Consider the following 20,862-nt stretch of genomic DNA (forward strand, 5'->3'; position numbering starts at 1 on the left):
TGATGAAGGCCTGCACCGCTGCCACCAGCGCAGCCACGGTCGCGTCCGGGGCGTGTCCCGGGCCCGTGTTCGCGGTGTCAGCGGTGTTGTTCTCCATGGTTCAACAATACGCACCAGGCCCAGAAATGGGTAGTTACTCAAAGGGAACAGAACCCTTACCAATTACGGCCAACCGGCCGCCCCTTGTGACCATTTATGGGCGCCCACATTCGCCTCGAAAATGGTCCTGTGGATAACTCCACGAGGGTCTTTTTCCCGGGTATTCTGAAGCGGGGGAAGGCACACCCAGAATCCAGGTCGCTGCTCGTCGCACCCCACGCCGGCATAGAGAATCTCCCGGGCGAAGCACACCGGCCACCTGCCTCGAGCACTCGCTGGCACGGCACTCGCGGACTTCGGAGAATCTCCAGAGCCGCACTTACCGAAGGCAACCCGGTGCCACTCCCGGGGATTGGGGAATCTCCAGGCCTGCACGCCGCGATACACGCTTTCGTTGGGATGCCTGGCTCCTGCCCCTACCCCCGCGTTTGGCGAATCTCGAGAATCGCGGACCCCGCCTCCGTCTTCTGCCGTCGCATCTGGGCGTCGCGCGATCGGAGAATCTCTGAAGCCATGCGCGTTGGCGCAGATACTCGCCGATGGCCTGCCGGGTGCTAGGCTTTCGTAACCTGGAGAATCTCCAGTCGCTGTGCCCTCCGGAGCACACACTCGTTGGCGACACCCGACCGCTACCCGGGTACTTGGAGCATCTCCATTCCCACGGGGTCGCCCGCACGCCCGCCACCCCCCAGGATCAGCGCCCTGCCGGGAGTGTGCGGGGCCCGGGATGTCGAGCGCACGCGTGCCACCACCACCTCCGCACCTCTGTGCTTGGAGAATCTCCAAGGCCGACCGGTCCGCGCGCCCGTCACCCCTGTCCTGAATGCCCGGCCGGGAGTGCGCGGGGCCCGGGATGTCGTCCGCACGCCCGCCACCCCTGAGACTCAATGCTCCGCCGGGAGTGCCGGGGCCTGCATGTGCCGTCGCAGGAGCGAGGGGCCACCCCCACGCCTGGACCGTTGGTCGCAATGAAGCGCCCCCGGGGGGGGTGGTAGTTGTCTTTGGCCCCACACCTTTTGGGTTGCGGGGCGGTTGCTGGCAGGGGGTGTTCGTCGGCGAGAGCGGTCCAGCCCGGGAAAGGGGTGGACCGCACACCCCGAGGCGCCGCGAACAACCCCTCTCAACCCCCGACGCATCACCACCAAGGAAAGTGACAGGGGGTGGCGCCGAAGCGGGTTGCGGGGAGCCCCGGCCGGGCTACGCTCGACCCGGCGACGAACACCACCCACCCCAACCACAGGAAAGCCCACCCCCACCGACCACTCACCCGCACCCGCACCCGCACCCGCACCCGCACCTATTCGACCGCGCCTTCACTCTCGCCTTCACTCTCGCCCTCACCCAGCCACCAGCCCCGATCACCACCACCCGGCCCCGTCCAGTCCCCAGCCCCCTCCCGCCCCAACCCGCACCACACCCCCCACTCCACCCCCCGGAGACGCCCGTGCAGGACGCAGCCCTCAAGGTCGGCACCGCAGTGGTCAAGGCCGCCTGCGGTCTCTGGCTCGGCAACCCGTTGGCGGAGAACACCGCAACCTCCGTCGTGGACCTGATCAAGGAACGCGTCGACGGCGTCCTGGAACGCCGCAAGCTCGAGCGCAGGTTCGCCGAGTTCGAGGAGAGCGTGGCCGCACGGGTGACGGCCGACCTGGAGCACGAGTTCGTCCACCTGGCCGACCACGAGCGCGAGGCGGCGGTGTTGGCGGTGGCCGATGCGGTGGAGCGGGCGGGGTTGACCGACCGGGTGCTGTTCGAGCAGGACCTGGACGCGCTCTACCTGGAGCGGTACGTGCGAGCCAAGAACCCGCGGGCAGTGCGGGACCTGGCCGAGCCGGCGCGGGCGCTCTACGACCGGGTGTTGCCGGACGCGTGCGCGTACGTGCTCGCCACGGTGAGCGCGCTGCCGAGGTTCCAGACGGGTGCGTTCACCGAGATCCTGCGCCGGGAGTCCCTGATGCTGGGGCACCTGGAGGAGATCCTGGAGCGGTTGCCCAGGCCGGGCACGCGGCCCGTGGACGGGGGATCCGATGCGGGTTCGGAGGCCGGGTTCGCCACGGCCTACCGGCGCAAGGCGGCCGAGCGGTGGGACGTGCTGCAGCTCTTCGGCACGGACGCGAGCACGCGCAGTTATCCGCTCAGCCTGGCGTACCTGAGCCTGCGGGTGACGGCCGAGCGGGAGGACTCACCGTTCACCGACGCCGCGCACGAGCGGCCCTCGGTGGAGCAGCGGGTGGAGGACGCGTTGGGGCGGCACCGGCGCCTGTTCCTGCGGGGCGCGGCCGGGAGCGGGAAGACGACCCTGCTGAGCTGGGTCGGGGTGCGCGCCGGCCGGGAGGACTTCCCGGAACCGATGGCGGCGTGGAACGGGCACATGCCGTTCATGGTTCCGCTGCGCCAGTACGTGGGGCGCCCGTTGCCCGAGCCGGCCGACTTCGTGCACCACACCGGGCGACACCTGGCAAATCAGGCGCCGCGCGGGTGGGTGACGGGGCTGATGGAGCGCGGGCGTGCGGTGCTGCTCGTCGACGGGGTGGACGAGCTCCCGCAGGGTCAGCGCGAGGAGGCACGCCGGTGGTTGCGGGACCTCATATCGGACTTCCCGGACTGCCGGTACGTGGTGACCACCCGTCCGGGCGCGGCGGGCGAGGACTGGTTGGGCGCGGACGGGTTCGTCAGCGCCGAGCTCCAGCCGTTGCGCGACGAGGACGTGGGCGCGTTTGTGCACCACTGGCACGAGGCGGTGCGTTCGGACACCGCGGACACGGCCGAGCGCGAGCGGTTGACCCGGTACGAGCAGGAGCTGGCGCAGAAGCTCACCGAGAAGAAGCACCTGCGCGCGATCGCGACCACTCCCCTGCTGTGCGCGCTGTTGTGTGCCCTGTACCGAGACCAGCACACGGCGCTGCCGCGGGACCGGATGGAGGTCTACGACGCGGCGTTGCGGATGCTACTCAAGGACCGCGACCAGCAGCGCGGGATCGCCGAGGGGGTGGACCTGTCCCAGAAGGAACTGGTGTTGCTGCTGCAGGAGCTGGCCAAGTGGCTGGTCGTCAACGGCAGTTCCGACGCCCCCGTCTCCACCGCCCAGCGCACCGTCACCCGGACCCTCACGAGCATGCACCGGGTGGAGGACGCTCCGGAGGACGTGTTCACCTACCTCCGTGTGCGCAGCGGCTTGTTGCAGAGCCCGTCGGTGGACCGGGTGAGTTTCCTGCACCGCACGTTCGAGGAGTACCTGGCCGCGAAGGCGCTGGTGGAGGAGGAGAGTTTTCCGCAGCTGGCCAAGAACGCGCACGACGACCAGTGGCACGAGGTCGTGGTGATGGCGGCCGGCCACGCGAGCCCGGCGCAGCGCGAAGAGCTGGTGCGGGCGTTGTTGGAGCGCTCGGGTGAGGTGAAGAAGCACCGGGACCGGTTGTTGCTGGTGGCGTTCGCGTGCCTGGAGACCTCGCCCCAGCTCGCGCGGGCCCTGCGGGAGGAGGTGGAGTCCCGGGTGCGGGAGATCCTGCCGCCCCGCACCGAGGACCACGTGCGCGCGCTCGCGATGGTGGGCGAGTCGGTGCTGCCGCTGCTCGCCGACGCCGAGCCGCGCAACGTGAAGCAGTCCGAGAAGATCGTGCGGGCCGCCGCCGAGATCGGCGGGAGCGCGTCGATCCCGATCATCGTCAAAGCCCTACGGCGTCCTACACAGAGGACCGGCCTTCTACCTTCGGACGTGTACGCGATGAACCCGGGCCGTGAGTTTGCAGAATCCGTGCTAACCCGCGCGGAAGAGCTGGGCTATACAACTCTGCGAGTCGAAGGACATCAGCTCCCTTTTGCCACCGAGCTGATGCCATCCGTACGGCGGCTCATTATTGAAGGGCCATCGGAGAATCCCATCTACGCACATAACGCTCCACGGCACCTCAAAGAGGTTCACCTGTCATCCATGAAAACTCCGTGGGATGCAAGCCACATCATTCGCACCTTGCCGTCATGGGCAACCGTAAACACCCTGAGTGTATACCCCGGTGTTTTCGTCGAAGATCTGTCACCGCTCGTAGATACCAATATCGAGAGCCTGGCACACCACACTCCGCAATCGACGTCCAACCTTGAGACCATCAGCCTCATCCCACACCTAAAAAGACTCGTTCTCTCACTCCACCCCGGAAACTATTTCTCAACGATCGAGAAAATAATACCCCAAGAAGGGCTAGATCTACTCTACATTAAATCTTGGACACACAAGAACCTAACACCCCTTAAGAGCCGACCGAACTCGCTCCGATCCCTAACCATTCAAGACTTCCTAGGATCCAGTATTTACGGACTGGAGAGCCAGACAGACACACTGGAGTACTTCACCATCTTCTCAGGAATTGACACGAATAAACTTGACTTGTCACCTCTTCTTCAATTTCGCAAACTCATTCTACTCTCCCTGGATTCTCAGGCGGGAGAACCGAACGCCGAAACACTGCGCAACATTCCTCATCTGAAGCACATCGTTCTCCGCAGCGAGAGCCCCATGCTGGCACCGGAATGGGTCGCCACGCTGCCTCAAAATCCTGTCATCACTCTGGCCTACGCAGGGGCAGTCGACCTCTCCCAATTGTCCGGAGCAGAAAACCTCACCATCGAGATCACACGCCCTCGCACCAGAATCCTGGGAGCCCACCTCCTCGGGCCGGGATCGAAGGTCGTACGCCGGTAACCTCATTTCCCTGCGGGAGAAGCAAAAGAGACCGAAGACCCTACCCACGTAGGCCATTCGCCTCTTGCCCCCAGAACCCGACACCCCAAAAACCCTACCCCGGCCCATACCTGGCACTCCATACCGCTTTCCGAGAAAAGCCCCCTAGACTCGGAATCGCACCATCGACCGCTGCCGGGAAAGGCCCCCATGAGTGAAACCGACGGCAGCCGGGCCCTGCACACCGAACAGGATCGGCTGTCCCTTCCCGAGGTGCGTCTGGACGACCTCCTCGACGAGGTCCGTTCCCGGATGAGCATGATCTCGGCGACGCAGGAACGCATCCGCACACTCCTGGAGGCCGTGGTCTCCATCGGCGAGGGTCTGGAGCTCGACCCCCTCCTGGTCCGGATCACCGAGACCGCCACGAGCCTGGTCGGCGCCCGTTACGGCGCGCTGGGGGTGATCGGCCCGGACGGGGAGATGAGCCGGTTCATCCCGGTGGGCCTGTCCGAGCACGAGATCTCCTGCATCGACCACTGGCCGCGCGGCGAGGGGATCCTGGGCCTGCTCATCAAGGAGCCCGAGCCGCTGCGCCTGAAGGACGTCTCCGAGCACCCGGAGTCGCGCGGGTTCCCCGAGGGCCACCCGCCGATGCGCACGTTCCTGGGTGTACCGATCCGCATCCGCGACCAGGTGTTCGGCAACCTGTACATGACCGACAAGCGGGACGGCTCGGAGTTCACCGGCGACGACGAGCTCCTGCTGCGGGCGCTGGCGACGGCGGCGGGCACGGCGATCGAGAACGCGCAGCTGTTCGCGGAGTCGCGCAGCCGGGAGACGTGGCTGAACGCGTCGGGGCGCATCACCACGACCCTGCTGTCGGGTGCCCCGCCGGAGGAGGTCCTGCGGCTGGTCGCGCAGCGCGCCCAGAGCATGGCCCAGGCCGACCTCGCGGTGATCGCGATGCCCGGCGAAGAACCGGAGACGCTCACCGTGCGCGTGTGGGAGGGACCGGCAGGCCCGGGCGCCACCCCGGCAGACCTCTCCGCCGGTGCACGCGGCGCGACGCTCTCGTGCGCGGCCCGCACCCTGCTCGGCCGGGTCTACCTGGGCGGGCAGCCGTTGCAGACCGACGTGTCGCGCGGTGAGGGCGGCGACGGCGGCACGGAGTTTCTGACCCGTCTGGGCATGGGCCCGGTGCTGGTGCTGCCGTTCGGTCCGCCCGACGGTGCACGCGGGGTGCTGGTGCTGGCGCGGGAGGGCTCGCGGCCGGATTTCCGGAGCAGTTGGTCGAGCATGCTGTCGTCCTTCGCCAACCAGGCCGCGGTGGCCCTGGAGCTGGCTGAGGCGCGCCTGGACTCCGAGCGCCTGAGTGTGTTGGAGGACCGCGACCGCATCGCCCGGGACCTGCACGACACGGTGATCCAGCGCCTGTACGCCACGGCGATCACCCTGATGGGCACGGTGCGCCGCATCGAGGACTCCACGTCGGCGTCGCGGGTGCGCAACGCGGTCGACGACATGGACGACACGATCCGGCAGATCAGGTCGACGATCTTCGCGTTGCAGAGTTCATCGGACGAGGGCGACGCTTCGTGGCTGCGTTCGAAGGTGCTGGACCTGGTCAACGGTGCGTCCGAGGCGTTGGGGTTCTCGCCGCGGCTGCTCACCCAGGGCGCGATCGACAACGCGGTGGACGAGCGCACCGGCGAGCACCTGTTGGCGGTGTTGCGGGAGCTGCTGTCGAACGTGAGCCGGCACGCGGGCGCCACGGCCGTGGACGTCGAGGTGGCGGTGGCCGACGGGTCGGTGACGCTGCGGGTACGCGACGACGGGTGCGGGATCCCCGAGGGGGCGGCGCGCAGCGGGCTGTGCAACGCGTCGGCGCGGGCGGAGGAGCTCTCGGGCTCGTTGTCGGTGGTCTCTGAGCCGGGCCGGGGGGCGCTGGTGGAGTGGTCGGTCCCGGTCCGCCGCTGACCCGCCGCGCGGCCGGCCCTTCCCCGGGGCCACCGCCGCTCCGACCGCCTCTGCGACCACTTCTCGCCCGGACACACCTGCGGCCGCCGGCAGTCACCGGCGGCCGGGGGCGGGGGGCCTCAGACGGACTGTTCCATGGACAGGCGCACGGCGTAGGCGGCGGCCTGGGTGCGGCGGGCCATGCCGAGCTTGGCCAGCACGCGGGAGACGTAGTTCTTCACGGTCTTCTCGGCGAGGTACATGCGCGCGCCGATCTCGCGGTTGGTCAGGCCTTCCCCGATGAGTTCGAGGACGCGCCGTTCCTGTTCGGTGAGTTCGCTCAGGGGGTCCTTGCGCCCGGCCTCCTCCCGCAGGCGCTGGAGCATGCGGGCGGTGGACTCGGGGTCGAGCAGCGAGCGTCCGGTGGCGACGGTGCGTACGGCGCCGACCAGGTCGGTCCCGTGGATCTGCTTGAGGATGTACCCGGACGCGCCCGCCATGACGGCGCCGTAGAGCGCCTCGTCGTCGGAGTAGGACGTGAGCATGAGCATGCGGGTGGCGGGCAGCATGGACCGTATGTCGCGGCAGACCGTGACGCCGTCGCCGTCGGGCAGGCGGACGTCGAGCACGACCACGTCGGGTTCGAGGGCGGGCACGCGGGCCAGGGCCTGCGCGGCGGTGCCGGCCTCGCCGACGACCTCGATGCCGTCCTCGTCGTCCAGGAGTGAACCGACCCCGCGTCTGACGATCTCGTGGTCGTCGACCAGGAACACCCGGATGTTGTCGGCTGCATCCATCGGGTGCGCACCTCCTCAGCGCTGGATGTGGTGCCCGGCGGCGGGTGGGACCGCCCCGGGCCGAGGGCTGTGGGCTCGTGTGGGTGCTGTTCATCCTGGCGCACCCGCGACGCTCCCGGGGCCACCCGGTCGGCGTTCGCCGAGGGGGTCGAACGCCCGTTCACCAGCTTAGACAGCCTGGATCGCGGCTTGTCGTGCCAAACGTCCCCTTCTGTTTGGGGCGTGTGTCCCGCCGGGTAATCGGGGGGTGGGGACCTTCGCCGTGCGGAGGGGGACCGGCGGACCATGCCTTCGGGTTCTCGAGCCGGGAGTATGGCGGAGGTAGGAAGCGAAGGCACACCACTGGGGGGCTTGTGATGGCTGAGACGAGCGGTGCCGGCGCGGCGGGCACGGGCGCGGTGCCGGGGGCGGTGCCTCCGGGGCAGCGGCAGGCGGACGGCGAGTTCGCCGGGACGGACCGGCTGACCGAGGACGAGACCCTCCTGGAGGGCGCCGACCTCGCCGGTACGGACGATGCCCGGTTCACGGTCCTGGAGCGGCAGACCTGCTACAACCTGATGGCCTCCCACGACATCGGCCGGGTGGCCTTCACCATCGAGGGTGACGCCGCTCCGACGATCCTGCCGGTGAACTACGCGCTCGTGCACGACACCATCGTGTTCCGGTCGACGCTGGCCGGGACGATCATGCGCTTCGCCCGGGGGTACGCGGCCTTCCAGGTCGACCACTTCGACGAGGAGCGCCGCGAGGGCTGGAGCGTGCTGGCCTCGGGCCGGTGCCGGTGGGTGCGCGACTCGGGGGAACTGGCCCGGATTCCACAGGGCCGCCTTCCCAAACCATGGGCGGAGGGCGACCGTGACCAGGTCCTGAAGATCACCCCGGGCAGGGTGACCGGGAGGCAGATCGCCAGGTCCTGACCGAGGACGGTCGGCGCGCACTGCGCGCGGGCCGTCCGTCGACGCCCGGTCCACTGCGGGGTGGACCGGGCGTCCGCTTTGTGTGTGCACGCCCTTCATCCGGCGTTGTGTTGGACCTCGACCGGTTCGGGGTATCGATGGCGTCATGGGAGTGCAAAGCCCGGCTCACCCGCGGTGTGTGCGCGTCACCGGTTCCGGCCCCGGGGGCACGATCGCCCCGTGCGCCAGCGATCTCCACGTTTTGTCGCCCGTCTCGCCTTCGACCGCCGCGCGTGCGAGGACGTCCGTCCCGTGCGTGTGAGCCCGTGGGGCAGGTGCAGTCCGTTGGGAACGGGCGCGGCCGTGCTGGCCGCGGTCCTTGCGGTGTCGGGCACGGCGCTGTCCTCCGGGCCGCCGGCGACCGCGGGCGCGCTGCCCCCGTCCGCGGCCCCCTTCGAGCCGGGTGCGGGCGCGGCCTCCGAGGAGCTGTCGGTGTCGGTGCTGTCCTCGCGTCCGGACGCGGTGATGGGCGGCTCGGCGCTGGTGCGGGTGGAGCCCCCGGCCTCGGCCGACCCGGAGAGTGTGCGTCTGAGCGCCGCCGGCACCGATGTCACCGACCGGTTGCGGACGGTGGACTCGGGCGGGTCCCTGGCGCTGGAGGGTCTGCTCACCGGTCTGCCCGAGGGTGAGTCGGAGCTGGAGGCGCACCTGGACGAGCGGGTGTCGGTGGCGGCGTTGGGGCGGGAGCGTTCGGCCTCGCTGACGGTGGTCAACCACCCTGCCCAGGGACCGGTGGTGTCGGGGTCGCACCAGGAGCCGTTCCTGTGCGACACCGACGACTTCGAACTGTCCGGGGGCGAGGGCCGGACCCTGGGGCCGGCGCTGGACGAGGACTGCTCGGCCCGCACCGACGTGCGCCACGTCTACCGCGACACCGACGGGCAGTGGTCCCCGCTCCCGGACCCCGAGTCGGTGCCTTCGGACGCGGACACGGCCACGACGGCGGCGGGTGCGCGGGTGCCGTTCGTGGTGCGGGTGGAGACGGGCACGGCCAACCGTTCGGTGTACGAGACGGCGGTGCTGCACACACCCGAGGACGAGGAGCCCGACCCCTGGACCCCGCCGCCGAGCTGGAACGGCCGGCTGGTGTACAAGTTCGGCGGCGGGTGCGCGGGAGGCTGGTACGTGCAGGGCAAGAGATCGGCGGGGGTGTTGGACGGCCCGATGCTGGAGCGCGGGTACGCGGTGGCCTCGTCGTCGTTGAACGTGTTCGCGAACAACTGCAACGACCTGCTGGCGGCCGAGACGGTCTCGGCGGTGCACGAGCGGTTCGTGGAGTCGATGGGGGTGCCGCACTCGACGCTGGGGTGGGGTGCCTCGGGCGGGGCGTACCAGGCGCACCAGACCGCGGACAACTATCCGGGCCTGTTGGACGGGATCGTGGTCTCGCAGGCCTTCCCGGATGTGGGGTTCTCGGTGGTTCCGGCGGTGACCGACGCGCTGCTGCTGCGCGAGTACGCACGCAGCCATGAGGGCGAGCTGGACCGGGTCGAGCAGCAGGCGGTGTCGGGGTTCCTGCGGCACGAGAGCATCGAACGCCTGGCGCGGGAGGCGGGCCGGGTGGACCCGCGCGGGCGGTGCCGGGAGGACCTGCCCGAGGAGGAGCTGTACCACCCCGAGGACAACCCGGGCGGGGCGCGCTGCGAGGTGTTCGCGGCCGTGGAGAACGTCTACGGCACCGACCCGGAGACCGGCCTGCCGCGGCGCCCGTTGGACAACGTGGGGGTGCAGTACGGGTTGCACACGCTCATGGAGGGCGTGATCGACGTCGACCAGTTCCTGCACCTGAACGAGCACATCGGCGGGCTGGACGCCGACGGCGCGGTCTCGGACGAGCGTTCCGTGGCCGACCCGGAGGGGACGGAGGCGGCCTACCGGTCGGGGCGGCTGCTCAACGGCGGCGGGGGCCTGGCCGACATCCCGGTGGTCGACCACCGCTTCTACCAGGACGACGAGCCCGAAGGCGACCTGCACATGCGGTACCACTCGTTCTCGGTGCGCGAACGCCTGGAGCAGGCCAACGGCACCGCGGACAACCACGTGATGCTGGCCGAGCACCGAGACCGTTCACCGAAGGGGTTCGTGTCCACCTCGCCGCTGGCGATGCGCTCGCTCGAGGAGCTGGACGACTGGGTCAGCGGGATGCAGGAACAGCAGGCCCTGAACCCCGGCTGGGAACCGATCGACGCGATGCGCGCGTCCCGGCCCGCCTTCCTGCAGGACTCGTGCTGGATCGGCACCGACGAGGACGCCGAGCGGGTGGTGGGTGAGCAGCTGCCGTTGCCGGCCGGGCAGGGCGACCGGTGCGCGGACGCGTTCCCGGTGCACACCTCGCCGCGCATCGAGGCGGGCGGGCCGCTGGCCTCGGACGTGGTGGCGTGCACGCTGGAGCCCTTCGACGCGGCGCGCCACCCGGTGGAGTTCACCGAGGAGCAGGCGGAGCGGGCCGAGGAGGTCTTCTCCGAGGGCGTGTGCGACTGGGACTCCCCCGGGCGCGGGCAGCAGGGCCTGGACGGGACCTGGCAGCGGTTCTGACCCGGCGGTCTCGCCCGGCGGCGCTCTCCGGCGCCCGGCGGCGCGGGTTCAGGCGGGCTTGTGCCAGGCCAGGGCGAGCGAGACGGGGTGTCCGCGGAACCGTTCCCACTTGGGTTTGGCCGCCACCCAGGTGTCGTCGACGGTGCCCTCGACCATGTCGGCGAGCTGCCATCCGGCGGCCAGGGCGGCGCGCACGTGGTCGCTGACGAGGTGCACGTGGGTGGAGATGGCCACGTCCTCCCCGGACGCGTCGGTGTAGTGGGTGGGCATGCCCGAGAGCATCGCGAAGTGCGGGTGGTAGGCGGCGAGCAGGAACCGGCCGCCGGGGCGGGCCAGGCGGGCGGCCTCGGCGTACAGGGGTGCGGTGTCGGTCAGGTGCTCGTCGATCAGGGAGGCGGCCACGACGTCGTGGGCGCCGCTCTCCAGCCCGCTGGTGCGCACGTCGGCGATGGCGAGGGTGTCGTGGGCGCCGCGTTCGCGGGCCAGTTCGAGCATGCCCTCGCTGAGGTCGACCCCGTCGATGCGGGCGGCGCCGCGGGAGCGCAGCCAGGCGCCGGTGCGTCCGGTACCGCAGCCCAGGTCGGCGGCGCGCGCCCCGGCGGGCACGCCCGGGTCCAGGCGGTCGAGCAGCGCCAGGTCCATGGCGTCCAGGACGGTGCCGTCGTAGGTGGCGGCCCAGCCGTCGTAGCCGGTGGCCACGTCGACGGTGCGGTAGTTGCGGGTGTCGAAGGTCGCGAAGTCGGCCATGCGCGCAGTATGCCCGGGTGAGCCGGGTCGGCGCGAACGGTTTCCCGCCCCGGGCGCCGGGCCCGGGGCGGGGCAGGGATCAGTGGTCGCCGTGCTCGCCGTCGTGTTCTGCGCCGTGCCCGTCGCCGTGGTCGGCCATGGCCTCGACCGGCACGGTGAGTTCGAGCTCGGTGCCACTGTCGAAGGTGAGGTCGGCGGTGAACTCGTCGCCCTCGGTGAGCGGGTCGGTGATGTCCACGACCATCACGTGGTACCCGCCGGAGGTGAGCTCGACGTGTTCGCCGGCCGGGACCGGGACCTCCTCGACCTCCTCCATGCGCGGGGAACCCCCGTCACTGTCCTCGGTGGTGTGGAGTTCGGCGGTCTCCGAGGCGCTGGTGGAGACCCCGGTCAGGGCGTCGTCCTCCCCCTCGGTGTTGTCGATCTCGAGGTAGAGCGCACCGACCTCCGGGTTGGCCGGCTCGGGCATCCAGGCCCCGGACACGGTCAGGTCGTCGGCGTGGGCGTGGCCGCGCTCGGGTTCCTGGGCGCCGGAGCCCTCTTCCTGCGGTGTCGTGGTCGAGCAGGCGGCGGCCAGGGCCAGGACCCCGGCGGCGGCCAGCAGGTTGCGGGCGGTGGTGTGGTCGGTCATGGCGGTTCCCTCCGGGGTCACAGGTGGTCGAGGAGCGGGTGGGGCCGGCCGGGGTCGGCGGCGGGGACGGCGAACAGGGCGCTGCCTTCGTGGCGTACGTAGTCGTTGAGCGCGTCGCCGCCCTCGTCGAGCGCCTGTTGGAGTGCGGTGAACCCGCGGCGCGGGTCGGCCTGCCAGGCGGTGAAGAGCATCCCGGCGCGGTGGTGCCCTCCGGCGTCCCAACCCAGGTCGTAGGCGAAGCCGCGGCGGACCGTGCGGGCTCCGCGGGTGGACTCGGGTGAGGCGAGCCGGATGTGGGCGTCGGCGGGCACGACGGGTGTGCCGTCGTCGTGGCGGGCGGCCAGGTCGGGCAGGTCGTGTTCGTGGTCGCCGCCCAGGGGTGCCCCGTCGGAGAGGCGGCGTCCGATGACCGCCTCGCGCTCGCCGGTGGTGCGGGAGAACCAGGTGTCGAGCAGCATGCGGATGCGGCGGACGACGACGTAGGTTCCCGCGTCCATCCAGGCCAGGTCCGGTTCAGGGTGGACCGCGCGGACCTGGTGGTCGAACAGGGCCTCTGCAGGGTCGGGGTTGACCGTCCCGTCGATGTGGCCCATGGGGTTGCGCGGTGTGGCGGCGGGGTCGTGGGCGGCGGCCGCGGTGCGCCGGAACCCGGGCAGGGCCCAGCGCACGCGCACGTGGTCGCCGGCCGCGCCGAGCAGGTGCTGTACGGCGGCACCTGCCACGACCGGGTCCTCGGCGCCCACGTGGAGCATGAGGTCGCCGCCGCAGTGGTCGGGGTCGAGGTCGTCGGCGGCGAAGGAGGGCAGGTCCTCCAGCTCGCCGGGGCGGTGGCGTTCGAGCCCGGTGCGGTCCAGCAGGCCGGGGCCGATGCCGACGGTGACGCCGAGGGAGGCCGGGTGCAGGCCCTGGGCGGGTGAGCCCTCCGGCAGGGCTTCGGTGCCGTCCTCGTGCAGGGCGGGCACGTGCTCGTCCCAGGCCAGCAGGGTCTCGCGGGCCGCCCGCCGTGCCTGCCCGGTGTCCTCGCCGGCCAGGTCGAGGGCGAGCACGTGCACGTGGGCAGGGGTGGGTTCGGCCAGGGCCGGGGGCCGTCCGTCCCGGGTGCGCGCGCGGGCGCGGGAGGGAGCGAGCGCGGCCTCCTCCTCGCCGGTGCGGGCGCGGTCGGCGACGGTGTGTCCGGCCAGTCCTCCCGCGGCGAGCCCGGCCAGGCCGCCGGCGCCGAGCCCGGTGAGCAGGCCCCGCCGGGTGGGTGCGGGGCTCACAGCAGGTCCTCGGCGAGGTCGGGCAGGAGCGCGGCGATGTCCTCGGAGCCGGTGCCGTCGTCGATGAAGCCGGCGGCCTCCCCGTCGGGGGTGAGCACGGCGATGCGTTCGCCGTGGGAGACGAGGTAGTCGCCGTCGGTCTCCTCGGGTGCCTCGACGGGGATGCCGTAGTCGGATGCGGCCTCGACGGTGGCGTCGATGTCGCCGCGCACACCCTGGAAGTCGGGGTCGAAGCGCTCCAGCCAGGTGCCGAGCTGTTCGTCGGTGTCGCGGGCGGGGTCGGTGGTGACCATGACCACGTCGTAGAGGTCGCCGCTCTCGGCCTCGGCCTCCTCCAGTGCGAGGTTGAGCTCGGCCATGGTCATGGGGCACACGTCGGGGCAGCTGGTGTAGCCGAAGAAGAGCAGGGTGAGGCGGTCGTCGGCGACGTCGGTGAAGGTCCAGTCGCGGCCGTCGACGGTGCTCAGCTCCACGGCCGAGGCGGGCATGGGCTGGTCGGACAGGTCGAGGTAGTGGTCGGCCTCGGCGGAGGCGGAGCAGGCGGTCAGGCCGATCAGGGCGAGCGCGGCCAGGGGCGCGGCGGTGCGCGTGGGCATGGTTCTCCTCGTGCGGGCCCGGTCGTTCCGGGTGGTGGACGCGGTGGCTCGGTCGCCGCCGGGCAGCGCGGAGGGCACCCGCGAGGTGCGGGTGCGGGGCTTGCTCAGGCGGCGGTGGCCACGTCCGGTGGGCCGCGTACGAGGCGGGACCACCCCACGTGGGGGCGGCGCGGCCGGTCTGCGCTGCGGGGCGTCCGCAGGCCGGCGGGGCGCGGGCGGCCGGGCGCCGGAACGGCCAGGAGCAGCAGCAGTGGAGGGATCCGCCGGGCCATGCGGCGCAGGAACGCGGCCAGGGCGCGCTCGCCGCGGTGCAGCCACCAGGCGCTGACCACGGCGGCGGCCCCGTGCAGGGCGAACATCGTGCCCGCGTGCGGCTCGGTGTGGGTGAGCGCGTCGGCGGTGTGGGCGTGTGCCCCGCCCAGGCTCTGGCTCCAGCTGAGGGTCACGTGCAGGGCGAGCTGCCCCCAGGCCGTCCACGCGATCAGGGAACCCAGGCCGTGGCGGTGCCCGGCCGCGGCCCACGACGTGACCAGAACCACCAGCATGCCCAGGGCCAGTCCGGGGAACGGAACGTCGTGCCCCGAGCTCAGAGCGTGTCCGTGAGCGGACAGGTTGGCGCACACCAGGGTGAAGACCCCGGCGCGCAGCAGGCGGCACGGTCGGCTCTCGGGCATCTCCCCGTATGCTCTCACCGGCACGGACGCACCTCGCACCGGGGTGGACGGGGGCCGCGGCGGGACGTGCGGCCGCCCGGCACGGGTGCGGCGTTCCCGGCGGTGCGGGCCTCGTGGACACCCGCACGGCGCCGCCTTAGCGTGTGGGTATGCGCAAACCCCTGCCGCTCCTGCTGGCTGTTCCCCTGGCGTTGGCCCTCGGCGCCTGCGAGGGGGACGGGCCGGCCCCGATCGTGGAGGAGCCCACCGCCTCCGCGACCGAGGAGGAGCCGTCCCCGACCGAGCCCCCTCCGGACGATCCGGAGGACCCGGAGGAGCCCGGTCCACCCGAACCCCCGGAGGAGGAGCCCTCCCCGCAGAGCACCGCCGACTTCGGCGAGCCGCTCGGCTTCACGCACGCGGTGGGCCCCGACGGCGAGGGCGACGGCGACGACGGCAGCGGGGACGACGAGGACGACGACGGCGAGGACGACGCCGAGGTGGTCTACACGGTCGACGGCGTGGAGCGCCCGTGGGCCTCGCGCGTGGACTTCACGGTGACGGTGCACGTGCCCGACCTGGGGCGCACGTTCTCGTTGGCGGAGATGGAGGTCGTGTGCGAGGCGGGGCCGGAGATCCCGATCGCGCAGACCGAGGAGCCCCTGTACGAGGTCCCGGAGGGCACCTACAGCTCCCGTATGTGGTGCGAGATCCCCGAGGACGCCGACCGGGTGCGCATCGTGGTGATGAACGGCGATGACGAGGCGGCCTTCGGCGGCGAGCTCTGACCCTCCGCCGCGCCCCTCACACGCGTACGACGGCGAAGAACTCCCCCGGCACGCCCACGGTGGTCCCGGAGATCCGCGGGTGGCCGTTGGCGGCCAGGAGCTCGACCGGGGCCGCGTCCAGTTCGATCTCGGCCGGACCCTCCCCCAGGTTGCACAGCACCCGCAGTTGCCCGCGTTCGAGCACGAGGGTGCGCCCGCCGTGTGCAGTCCTGACCCGGAATCGGTCCAGGCGCGGATCGGACAGGTCCGGTTCGGCCCGGCGCAGTGCGATGAGCGAGCGGTAGGTCTCCAGCACGAGCGCGTGTTCGCCGCTGTCGCGTTCGGTGCGGTCCAGGACGGCGCTGTCGCGCGTGGCAGGGTCCAGGGGGTCGGGCACGTCCTCGGCCCGCCAGCCCAGGGCCGCGAACTCGCGCCGGCGCCCCTGCCTCACCCCTTCGCCCAGGTCGGGGTCGGTGAAGGAGGCGAAGAAGGGCCACGGGGTGCGCGCGGCCCACTCCTCCCCCATGAAGATCATCGGCGTGTAGGGCGAGCACAGCACGAGTGCGGCGCCGACCACGAGCAGTCCCGGCGGGACGTGCTCGCCCATGCGGTCGCCGCGGGCCCGGTTGCCGATCTGGTCGTGGGTGCTCAGGTAGGCCAGGAACCGGTGCCCGGGGACGCGGGTGGTGTCGACGGGGGCTCCGTGGGTGCGGCCGCGGAAGCTGGAGTAGGTGCCGGCGTGCCAGAACACCCGGGCCAGGGTGGTGGGCAGGGCGTCGGGGTCGGCGAAGTCCGCGTAGTACCCGTGGTCCTCGCCGGTGAGCGCGGTGTGCAGCGCGTGGTGGAGGTCGTCGGACCACTGGGCGTCCATGCCGAGCCCGCCGGCCTCGCGCGGCAGCACGGTGGCCGGGTCGTTGCGGTCGGACTCGGCGATGAGGGTCAGGGGCCGGTTGAGGTGGGTGGCCAGCGCCTCGACCTCGGCCGACAGTTCGGGTAGCAGCGGGGTGGCCCGGTTCTCGCGCAGGGCGTGCACGGCGTCCAGGCGCAGCCCGTCCAGGTGGTAGTGGTCCAGCCAGCCCAGGGCGCAGTCCAGCGCGTAGCGGCGCACGTGGTCGGAGTCGGGGCCGTCGAGGTTGAGTGAGGGGCCCCATTCGTTCTCGCCCCGGAAGTAGGGGCCGAAGCGGGGCAGGTAGGCACCGGAGGGACCCAGGTGGTTGAGGACCACGTCGAGCAGGACGGCCAGCCCGTGGGCGTGGGCGGCGTCGACGAAGGCCTTGAGGGCGTCGGGGCCGCCGTAGGGTTCGTGCACCGCCGACCACAGGACCCCGTCGTAACCCCACCCGTGGGTGCCGTCGAAGGCGTTGAGGGGCATGAGCTGGACGTGGGTCACCCCGAGCCCGGCCAGGTCGGGCAGGTGCCCGATGGCGGCGGTGAGGGTGCCCTCGGCGGTGAAGGTGCCCACGTGGAGCTCGTAGACGATGCCGCCGGGCAGGGGCCTGCCGGCCCAGGCGCCGTCGGCCCAGTCGTGGGCCCCGTGGTCCACGACGCGGGAGGGCCCGTGCACACCGTGGGGCTGGTGGCGCGAGCGGGGATCGGGCAGCGGGTCGGGCTCGTCGTCGAGCAGGTAGGCGTAGTCGCTGCCGGGTCCGGCCCCACTGACGCGGGCGTGCCACCAGCCGCCGGCGCCGCGTTCCATGGGGTGGTCGGTGCCCCCGGTGCGCACGCGCACGGTGTGGGCCCGCGGCGCCCAGACGGCGAAGTCGCCGTGCACGCCGAGTCCGTCGGAGGAGGGCTCGCTCGGTTCCAGCTGGTCGTTCACGGGCGGTGACCTACCCGGGACCGGCGGTCCCGACGCCCGCGGTTCAGCGCCCGGCGGGGCGCGGCCGGTAGGTGTTGACCCGGACCGAGGCGGTGACGGCGACGGGGTCGGGCAGGGCGGCGACCCGGTCCGCGAGTTCCGCGGGGCTCATGTGGCGGGCGCTGGGCCCCATGCCGACGACGGTGGCGGCGTCGGCGTGGTCGAGCTGCAGGGTGAAACGCAGCGGTGTGCTCTCCAGCGGTTCGAAGTGGCCGTGCAGGCCGCGCGAGAGGCGTTCGTCCTTGTGCCGGTCGACCTCGAGCAGGCCGAGGGGTCCGCGGAGTTCGGCCAGGTGGTCGGTGTCGGGGGTGACCACGACGAGCAGCCCGCCGGGGCGCAGGACCCGGTGGAACTCGGCGCCCTCACGGGGCGCGAACACGTTGAGCACGGCGTCGGCGGACCCGGTGCGCAGGGGCAGGCCGCGCCAGGTGTCGGCGGTGGCGGCGCCGGCGCGCGGGTGGACCTTGGCGGCCTTGCGGGCGGCGAACTTGGACACGTCGGTGGTGAGCCCGTGGGCCCCGGGCAGCGCCTCGAGCACGAGGGCGAGGTAGTGGCCGGTACCGCCGCCCGCGTCGACGACCAGGGGTTGCCCGGGCAGACCGGGCACGTCGAGCGCGCGGGCCAGGGCGTGGCCGATGGGGTCGTAGTGGCCGTGCTGCTGGAACCGCAGGCGGTCGGCGACCATCTCCTTGGTGTCGCCGCTGCCGGGCGGGGTGGCGCCGGTCAGCAGGGACGCGTATCCCTCGCGGGCGAGGTCGAAGGTGTGGGCTCCGGGACAGGACAGTCCGCGGTCGCCGAGGGTGAGGCCGGCGCGGCAGACGGGGCAGGCCAGGGCCTCGAGCACGGGGGCGGGCGGGGTTCTTCTGGGCATGGCCGGCCCAGCTTATCCGGTGCCCCGGTGTGCGGGCGCTGCTCTGCCCGGTGCCGGCTCAGCCCCTGACCAGGACCGCGACGGGGTAGCGGCCGAGCAGGTCGGCCAGGCGGGGCGCGGTGGCCCCGTCGGCGCGGGTGGGCGGGACGGGCTCGCCGGTGAGGCGGTCGGTCCAGGGGCCCGGTGGCAGGGGCAGGACGGTCTCGTCCCAGCCCCCGGTGCGTTCCAGGGTCAGGGGCAGGCGGGTGCCCACCACGGCCAGGTCGGGGGTGTGCGCCTCGGGTGAGCTGCGGGCGAAGGCCAGCGCGTGGCGGGCGGCGGGGCCCTCGGCGTGCAGGGGTGTGTAACCGCGGGGGTCGAGTTCGCGGCGGGTGTGCAGGCAGGTGCGCACCAGGTGGAGTTTGGCCGCTCCGGTGGTGTCGACCGGGGGCCGCCACCCGGCCTCGAGGCGGTCCAGGAGTTCGGCGCGGGTGCGGTGGTCGACGGGGCGGCGGTTGTCCGGGTCGACCAGGGACAGGTCCCACAGTTCGGTGCCCTGGTAGAGGTCGGGAACCCCCGGGCCCAGGAGTTGGAGGGCCTTCTGGGTGAGGGAGTTGCTCCAGCCCGGGCCGCGCACACGCTCGACGAAGGCCTCCACCTCCTCGCGCAGGCCCGTGAGCACGGCGGGGACCCAGTCGCGCACGGCCTGTTCGAAAGCGTGGTCAGGTTCGGTCCAGGAGGTGCCGAGCCTGGCCTCACGGGCGGCCTTGAGCAGATGTTCGGTCAGGCGTTCCTCCCCGATGGGCCAGGCGCCGACGAGGGTCTGCCAACCGAGCAGGTCGAGGGAGGGCTCGGGCAGCGGGTGGGCGGCCGACCAGCGGCGCACGGCGTCGGTGAAGTCGGCGGCGGTCTCGGACAGCACGGCCAGGCGGGCGCGCACGTCCTCCGAGCGTTTGGTGTCGTGCGTGGACAGCGTGGTCATGGTGTGGGGGTGGCGGGCCTCGCGCCGGGCGGCGGCGGTGTGGAACTCCTCCGGGGCCACGGAGAACCGGGCCGGGTCACCGCCGACCTCGTTGAGGGCGATGAACCGGGTGGCGCGGTAGAAGGCGGTGTTCTCCGTACCCATCGCCACGATCATGCCGGAGGTCTGCTGGATACGCCGGGCGGCCTCCCCCTCGGGGTCGCTGCGTACGTGCTGGTCGAGGGCGGCCAGGGCGGGGGCCAGGTCGGGGCGGCGTTCCCCGGCCAGGTCGACGGCGCGCAGCCACTCGTCCAGGCCCTCGGGCAGGTAGGTGCGGTAGACGGCGAAGGCGGCGAGGAGTTCGGCGACCGCCTCCTCCGAGTGCGGGGGCACGAGGGCGGCGATGCGGCGCGTCTCGGCGCGCAACAGGGTGGTGGCGGCGTGCAGGCGGGCCGTGTGGTCGGTGGCCTCGACGTCGACGGGCACGCCCTCGCCGGTGGCCAGGGCGGTCAGGTCGGACTCGCCGGCCGGGTCGACGAGGACCCCGGTGTGCTCGCGCAGTGCGTCGTAGCCGGTGGTCCCGGCCACGGGCCAGCTCTGGGGCAGGTCCTCACCGGGCGCGAGGATCTTCTCGACCACGAGCCAGCCCGGGAAGCGTGCGGTCAAGCGGCGCAGGTAGGCGCCGGGGTCGGAGAGCCCGTCGACGTGGTCCACACGCAGACCGTCGAGCTGGCCGCGTTCGGCCCAGCGCAGGATCTCGGCGTGGGAGGCCTCGAAGACCGCCGGGTCCTCCACGCGTACGGCGGCCAGGTCGTCGACGTCGAAGAAGCGCCGGTAGGTGAGTTCGCTGTCACCGCGGCGCCAGGAGACCAGGCGGTAGTGCTGGCGCCGGTGCACGGTCTCGATGTCGTCACCGGGTTCGAAGGTTCCTGGCGCCAGGGGGTAGCGCTTCTCGTGGTAGGCCAGGCACCCGTCGGCGATGGTGAGCGCCTCGTCGGCGTCCTCGCCCAGGACCGGGACGAGCAGCGGCACCGACAGGTCCACGTCGAAGCAGCGTGCGTAGGGCGAGTCCGGACCCAGGCGCAGCAGGTCCCACCACCAGGGGTTGGCGTCGGGGCGGGCCACCGACACGTGGTTGGGCACGATGTCGGTCACCACGTGCAGCCCGCGGGCGTGGGCCTGTTCGGCGAGCTCCTCACGGGCCTCGTCGCCGCCCAGGACCGGAGCGACCCGAGTGGGATCGGCCACGTCGTACCCGTGCTGGGAGCCGGGGGCGGCGGTCAGGACCGGTGACAGGTAGAGGGCGCCCACGCCGAGCCGGTCGAGTTGGTCGAGCAGGCCTGCGGCGTCCTGGAGGGTGAACCCGGGGCCCAGTTGGAGGCGGTAGGTTGACGTCGGCGCGGAGGCCGTGCGGTGGTCGTGAGCGCTCATCACGCCCAGGGCCGTGCCCGCGCGTTCGGCGTGTCATGCACACACCCGCGCCCCGGTGAGCTCCATGCCACACGGGGGCGTCTTG

The 20,862-nt window shown here is 72.1% G+C and carries 14 protein-coding genes; 5 read left to right on the forward strand and 9 right to left on the reverse strand.

Translation table 11 applies throughout. The annotated features are described in order from the left end of the window. Positions 1-1,543: 1,543 nt before the first annotated feature. Both IDM40_RS01985 and IDM40_RS01990 read left to right on the forward strand, forming a co-directional pair. Positions 1,544-4,798: an NACHT domain-containing protein gene (locus IDM40_RS01985; RefSeq protein WP_193120147.1), complete on the forward strand. Its 3,255-nt coding sequence runs from the start codon at positions 1,544-1,546 to the stop codon at positions 4,796-4,798. Positions 4,799-4,987: 189 nt separating this feature from the next. Beyond that, a complete protein-coding gene (locus tag IDM40_RS01990; protein WP_193120148.1) occupies positions 4,988-6,757 on the forward strand; it encodes a GAF domain-containing sensor histidine kinase in 1,770 nt (589 codons plus the stop codon). A 119-nt stretch (positions 6,758-6,876) separates the two neighbouring features. Here the strand turns inward: IDM40_RS01990 and IDM40_RS01995 are convergent, their stop codons facing one another. Continuing rightward, positions 6,877-7,533, reverse strand: coding sequence for a response regulator (locus IDM40_RS01995; RefSeq protein WP_193120149.1), 657 nt, complete (start codon positions 7,531-7,533; stop codon positions 6,877-6,879). 356 nt (positions 7,534-7,889) lie between these two features. On the opposite strand from IDM40_RS01995, the gene IDM40_RS02000 reads away from it, so the two are divergent. Further along, positions 7,890-8,450, forward strand: coding sequence for a pyridoxamine 5'-phosphate oxidase family protein (locus IDM40_RS02000; protein WP_193120150.1), 561 nt, complete (start codon positions 7,890-7,892; stop codon positions 8,448-8,450). A gap of 324 nt (positions 8,451-8,774) precedes the next feature. Continuing rightward, positions 8,775-11,024: a DUF6351 family protein gene (locus tag IDM40_RS02005; RefSeq protein WP_235997244.1), complete on the forward strand. Its 2,250-nt coding sequence runs from the start codon at positions 8,775-8,777 to the stop codon at positions 11,022-11,024. Between the two features lie 48 nt (positions 11,025-11,072). Here IDM40_RS02005 and IDM40_RS02010 read toward each other — a convergent pair whose 3' ends face one another. The 5 genes from IDM40_RS02010 to IDM40_RS02030 all read right to left on the reverse strand — a co-directional run bounded on the left by IDM40_RS02010 (position 11,073) and on the right by IDM40_RS02030 (position 14,955). Then, positions 11,073-11,771, reverse strand: a complete 699-nt coding sequence (locus IDM40_RS02010; RefSeq protein WP_193120151.1) for a class I SAM-dependent DNA methyltransferase — start codon at positions 11,769-11,771, stop codon at positions 11,073-11,075. Between the two features lie 79 nt (positions 11,772-11,850). Further along, positions 11,851-12,402: a copper chaperone PCu(A)C gene (locus tag IDM40_RS02015; protein ID WP_193120152.1), complete on the reverse strand. Its 552-nt coding sequence runs from the start codon at positions 12,400-12,402 to the stop codon at positions 11,851-11,853. Between the two features lie 17 nt (positions 12,403-12,419). After that, positions 12,420-13,661, reverse strand: coding sequence for a Dyp-type peroxidase (locus IDM40_RS02020; protein ID WP_193120153.1), 1,242 nt, complete (start codon positions 13,659-13,661; stop codon positions 12,420-12,422). Then, positions 13,658-14,257, reverse strand: coding sequence for an SCO family protein (locus IDM40_RS02025; protein WP_193120154.1), 600 nt, complete (start codon positions 14,255-14,257; stop codon positions 13,658-13,660). Before IDM40_RS02025 ends, IDM40_RS02020 begins: the two co-directional genes overlap by 4 nt. Before the next feature lie 104 nt (positions 14,258-14,361). Further along, on the reverse strand, positions 14,362-14,955 hold the full coding sequence (locus IDM40_RS02030) for a hypothetical protein (protein WP_328806911.1): 594 nt from the start codon (positions 14,953-14,955) through the stop codon (positions 14,362-14,364). Positions 14,956-15,080: 125 nt separating this feature from the next. Here IDM40_RS02030 and IDM40_RS02035 point away from each other — a divergent pair, with 125 nt between their 5' ends. After that, positions 15,081-15,698 (forward strand): hypothetical protein, encoded by a 618-nt coding sequence (locus IDM40_RS02035; protein ID WP_193120155.1) that lies wholly within the window; start codon positions 15,081-15,083, stop codon positions 15,696-15,698. Positions 15,699-15,714: 16 nt separating this feature from the next. Here IDM40_RS02035 and treZ read toward each other — a convergent pair whose 3' ends face one another. The 3 genes from treZ to treY are packed head-to-tail and all read right to left on the reverse strand — an operon-like array spanning position 15,715 to position 20,777. Continuing rightward, on the reverse strand, positions 15,715-17,496 hold the full coding sequence (gene treZ / locus IDM40_RS02040) for a malto-oligosyltrehalose trehalohydrolase (protein WP_193120156.1): 1,782 nt from the start codon (positions 17,494-17,496) through the stop codon (positions 15,715-15,717). A 43-nt stretch (positions 17,497-17,539) separates the two neighbouring features. Beyond that, the gene (locus tag IDM40_RS02045; RefSeq protein WP_193120157.1) at positions 17,540-18,406 is read right to left on the reverse strand and encodes a putative RNA methyltransferase; all 867 of its coding nucleotides are present in this window, start codon (positions 18,404-18,406) and stop codon (positions 17,540-17,542) included. A 58-nt stretch (positions 18,407-18,464) separates the two neighbouring features. Beyond that, positions 18,465-20,777 carry a malto-oligosyltrehalose synthase gene (gene treY / locus IDM40_RS02050; protein WP_193120158.1) on the reverse strand — a complete coding sequence of 771 codons (2,313 nt, stop codon included), beginning with the start codon at positions 20,775-20,777 and terminating at the stop codon, positions 18,465-18,467. Positions 20,778-20,862 lie beyond the last annotated feature (85 nt).

The organism is Nocardiopsis coralli, from assembly GCF_014892575.1.
Classification (GTDB): domain Bacteria; phylum Actinomycetota; class Actinomycetes; order Streptosporangiales; family Streptosporangiaceae; genus Nocardiopsis; species Nocardiopsis coralli.

What these genes read in the sequence shown, in the direction of transcription:
- IDM40_RS01990 (WP_193120148.1), top strand. Translation starts at nt 4,988, where the DNA reads ATGAGTGAAACCGACGGCAGCCGGGCCCTGCACACCGAACAGGATCGG.
- IDM40_RS01995 (WP_193120149.1), bottom strand. Translation starts at nt 7,533, where the DNA reads ATGGATGCAGCCGACAACATCCGGGTGTTCCTGGTCGACGACCACGAG.
- IDM40_RS02000 (WP_193120150.1), top strand. Translation starts at nt 7,890, where the DNA reads ATGGCTGAGACGAGCGGTGCCGGCGCGGCGGGCACGGGCGCGGTGCCG.
- IDM40_RS02010 (WP_193120151.1), bottom strand. Translation starts at nt 11,771, where the DNA reads ATGGCCGACTTCGCGACCTTCGACACCCGCAACTACCGCACCGTCGAC.
- IDM40_RS02015 (WP_193120152.1), bottom strand. Translation starts at nt 12,402, where the DNA reads ATGACCGACCACACCACCGCCCGCAACCTGCTGGCCGCCGCCGGGGTC.
- IDM40_RS02025 (WP_193120154.1), bottom strand. Translation starts at nt 14,257, where the DNA reads ATGCCCACGCGCACCGCCGCGCCCCTGGCCGCGCTCGCCCTGATCGGC.
- IDM40_RS02035 (WP_193120155.1), top strand. Translation starts at nt 15,081, where the DNA reads ATGCGCAAACCCCTGCCGCTCCTGCTGGCTGTTCCCCTGGCGTTGGCC.
- IDM40_RS02045 (WP_193120157.1), bottom strand. Translation starts at nt 18,406, where the DNA reads ATGCCCAGAAGAACCCCGCCCGCCCCCGTGCTCGAGGCCCTGGCCTGC.
- treY (WP_193120158.1), bottom strand. Translation starts at nt 20,777, where the DNA reads ATGAGCGCTCACGACCACCGCACGGCCTCCGCGCCGACGTCAACCTAC.